This window comes from Calditrichota bacterium (genome assembly GCA_016867835.1).
GTDB lineage: Bacteria > Electryoneota > AABM5-125-24 > Hatepunaeales > Hatepunaeaceae > VGIQ01.
Map to the genome: position 1 here is coordinate 1 of VGIQ01000166.1, position 3,945 is coordinate 3,945.

The 3,945-nt window shown below is 54.8% G+C and carries 3 protein-coding genes; 2 read left to right on the forward strand and 1 reads right to left on the reverse strand.

Going from position 1 to position 3,945, the window contains the following annotated elements:
* Nucleotides 1-206: 206 nt before the first annotated feature.
* Together FJY67_11550 and FJY67_11555 are read left to right on the forward strand one after the other, a co-directional pair.
* Complete coding sequence (locus FJY67_11550; GenBank protein MBM3330083.1) at nt 207-1,934, forward strand: transporter substrate-binding domain-containing protein; 1,728 nt, start codon at nt 207-209, stop codon at nt 1,932-1,934.
* A 1-nt stretch (nt 1,935) separates the two neighbouring features.
* A complete protein-coding gene (locus FJY67_11555; protein ID MBM3330084.1) occupies nt 1,936-3,375 on the forward strand; it encodes a sigma-54-dependent Fis family transcriptional regulator in 1,440 nt (479 codons plus the stop codon).
* Nucleotides 3,376-3,592: 217 nt separating this feature from the next.
* Here the strand turns inward: FJY67_11555 and FJY67_11560 are convergent, their stop codons facing one another.
* Nucleotides 3,593-3,943 carry a T9SS type A sorting domain-containing protein gene (locus FJY67_11560; protein MBM3330085.1) on the reverse strand — a complete coding sequence of 117 codons (351 nt, stop codon included), beginning with the start codon at nt 3,941-3,943 and terminating at the stop codon, nt 3,593-3,595.
* Between the last annotated feature and the right edge of the window lie 2 nt (nt 3,944-3,945).

Sequence of the window (3,945 nt, forward strand, 5' to 3'; positions counted from 1 at the left end):
GTCTGGGGCGTCTGGTGGTGATGGACGGGACGGGCCGGGAGGTGGGGGTGGTTGCGGATGGTTATTATGGTGCGGGGATGCACCGGCTGGCGTGGGATGCCGGTGGGTTGCCGTCGGGGGTCTATCTGGTGCGGCTGGAGGCATCGGGCCGAACCGCCACCGCCAAGGCGCTGCTGGTGAAGTAGGAGAGGATAGGAGTTAACGAATTGAATCCGCTGAATTCACTTCTACCATATCCATTACTCTTACTGCTGATTACCGGCGCGCACGGCGAGGAACTGGTTCGGGTTGGCATCTTCCCCAACCGGCCACTTGCCTATCAGGATGAACACGGCCGCTTCGACGGTTTCATCGTCGATTTGGTCGACGAACTGGCGCGCTATGAGAATTGGCAGGTGCAATACATCCCACTCGATTATGACGACTGCCTGACAGCTCTGGCTGAAGGTGAGATCGACCTTCTGCCTGGTGTTGCTTATACGCCAGATCGTCCTTCCCGGTTCGACTTCGGCACAGTCGGCATCCTGAACAACTGGACCCATGTTTACCTGCAGGAAGGATCTGAGATCGAGTCGATACTCGATCTTTCAGGACGACGCATTGCAGTGATGAAAGGTGACTTTGTAAGGCAGGAATTCAGCGCTCGACTCGATCGATTTGGGATTATAGCATCGTTTCAAGATGAGCCGGATTATGCAGCAGTATTGCGCGCCGTTGAGTCCGGAAACGCCGATGCCGGTCTGGTGAACCGCCTTTATGGAATGGAAAACGAGTCGAAATTCCAGGTTCGCAAGTCCGGGATGGTATGCTGCCCGACTAATCTTCACTTTGCTGTTGCTGCCGACCGTAATGCGCATCTGCTTGCTGCTACTGACAATCGGCTCAAGTTATGGTTGCGGGATCGCAACTCACCCTATCACCGCTTTCGTTCCCAATGGCTGGAAGCGATGGAGGTGCGTCAGGTTACACCTCTTTGGATCTGGTGGATCCTCGCTTCACTTGTCGCGATTGGTGCACTCTTTATTAGCATCAGCCGGTTGCTCAGTAAGCGCGTCCGCGCAATGACTACTGAACTGCGCGAAAAAAATGAGCAATTGATTATTGAAATGAAAGCCCGGGAAGAAGCCGCCGAACGGGAACGGCTTCACCAGCAACAACTTGTCCAGGCAGACAAAATGGCGTCACTCGGATTGCTTGTGTCAGGAGTAGCCCACGAGTTGAACAATCCAAATAACTACATTCTACTCCAAACTCAAACTCTGCAGAAGATATGGTCCGGAATTCAGCCAATCCTTGATCAACGTTTTAGTAAAGAGGGTGATTTTAGACTCCATGGAGCCTATTACTCAGAAGTTCGCGATCAGTTTCCGCAACTTTGCGCCAATGTTTTGGATGGATCGCGACGCATCAAACTGATCGTCGATGAACTGCGCACATTCGCCCGCAAGCCTATCGGCGATGGTGTTGAACTGGTTAATTTGAACAAAGTCGTTTCCTCGTCGGTGAATTTGATGAGTAATATGTTGCGTAGAGCCTCGCAAAGGGTTGAACTTATTCTCGATGAGAGTATTCCCAAGGTGCGCGGTAATTTTCAGCAACTTGAGCAAGTGGTAATCAACTGCCTGCAAAACGCTTGTCAGGCGCTCAGCAATCCGGATCAGGGCATCACTGTACGGACAGTCCATCTTCCGAATGGAATGACGTCGATCGAGATTAGCGATCAAGGGATAGGAATACCGCCGGAAAACCTGCTGCATTTGACCGATCCATTCTTCACGACCAAGAGAGACATTGGAGGCACCGGACTTGGTCTCTCTATCTCCAGCAAGATATTGGCAGATCACCGCGGCCGGCTTGAATTCGACTCTCTTCCTAATAGGGGCACAACGGTGCGCATTATTCTCCCGGCAGATGAGACTCCAAATTCCGAATAATATGACCTCACCACAAACCAAATCTGCACTCTCGCCAGCCCAGCCTATCCTGATACTCGATGATGAAGTGCACTCGCTCCAGGCTTTCGAACTGGCACTCAATCTCGACGGATTGAACAACGTTATACCCTGTCACGACAGCCGTGAAGCAACAAGGATTATCGCGACTCAGGAGTTGTCGGCAGTGGTCATAGACCTTATTATGCCGCATCGTTCAGGCGAGGAGATACTCATGTATGTCTCTCATGAACAACCCGGCATTCCGGCAATCATCATTACCGGCGTCAACGAGATAGAGACCGCCGTCCGGTGCATTAAAGCCGGCGCCTACGACTATCTCTTGAAGCCGGTCGATGACACCAGGCTGTTAACGACCCTGCGCCGGGCACTGGAATACTACGAACTACAGGCTGAGAATGTAAGATTGCGGGAGTCGTTCGGGGATCGGGCCGGCATCAAGAATCCCGAGGCTTTCGATGGAATCATCACCCGGCACAAAGGGATGCTGAGCCAATTGCGCTACATTGAGGCGATCGGGGTGTCGTCGCAGCCGGTCCTAATCACCGGCGAGACCGGCGTAGGCAAGGAACTATGCGCCCAGGCTATTCACCGGATAAGCGGACGAAAAGGTGAGTTCGTTGCCCTCAACGTGGCCGGGGTCGATTCGCACTTCTTCACCGATACGCTCTTCGGTCACGTGCGAGGAGCCTACACCGGAGCCGATCGCAACCGCGACGGTCTTGTTGCCAAGGCCGCCGGAGGAACCCTGTTTCTCGATGAAATCGGCGACCTGGCAATGGACTCACAGGTTAAGTTGCTGCGGCTTATCCAGGATCACGAGTATTTCCCGCTCGGTTCGGATGTTCCCCGTCGCGCCGACGTGCGGATCGTGGTCGCTACCAACCGTGATGCGCGGGAACTAATGGAGTCGGGACGATTCCGCCGCGACTTTTACTACCGTCTCAATGCTCACCACGTCCATTTGCCACCCCTAAGAGACCGCCGTGAGGACTTGCCATTGCTACTCGACCACTACCTTGAGCAAGCCTCCCACGAGATGAAGCGACGCCGCCCGACACCTCCGGATGAGTTGCTGGTCCTGCTTCGCGGGTATGCCTTTCCGGGCAATATCAGAGAACTTAGAGCGATGATCTACGATGCTGTCGCCAGCCACACCGCGAAGAAGTTGAGTATGCAGTCTTTCGAACGGCATATTCAGTGGCAGCGGCGGGCAAATCCCCATCCTATTGCCGAGGAAGCCGGGGATGGCTTGCCTTTCGATCAATGGCCGGATCTACCGCCGCTGCGCGAGATGATCCGAATGACCGTCGCCGAAGCCGTTCGCCGTGCCGAAGGCAACCAGTCGATCGCCGCTGAAATGCTCGACATTTCCCGTGCTACCGTCGCCAAATATGTCGCCGGAAAGGTGAAGATCGAGTAACGAAAGTTCTTCAGTTTGACTACGAATCGCAAAAAAACGAGGCCCCCCGGTCCCAGAGGGATAAGACCGGGGGGCTTTAGCATTACCAATTTTGGAGGTTGGTATGCTGGGCGTCATTAGATTCTCTGTCAGACGCACCTATAGGCGCGTCTCGCCTGCCTGCCCGTGGCGTCGAACTCGCCATTCGACGCCACGTTGACAGACAGGCATTTGAACATTACTTCACCAGCATCACCTTGCGGATGGCGCTGAACGAGCCGGCTTCCATCTTCACCAGATAGATGCCCGCCGCCAGATCGCGTCCCTCAATCGCAAGCGTGTGATGCCCCGCGGCACGCTGTCCATCCACCAACACCGCCGACTCACGACCCGATACATCATAGAGCCGGACCGTCACCCGCGATGCCTCCGGAAGACCATACGCAAACCGCGTCGTCGAATTGAACGGATTCGGGTAGTTCTGACCCAGATAGAACTCAGTCGGAACCGTCACCGCCGAAACGTCCAGCGCCACAAACCCGTCGGTCTCATAGACCAGCGACCCGGCCTTCACCGCCGTCGCACGCAGGT

Bases quoted from the DNA above. Each gene is read 5' to 3' on its own strand.
- FJY67_11555 (MBM3330084.1), top strand. From the start codon at position 1,936: ATGACCTCACCACAAACCAAATCTGCACTCTCGCCAGCCCAGCCTATC.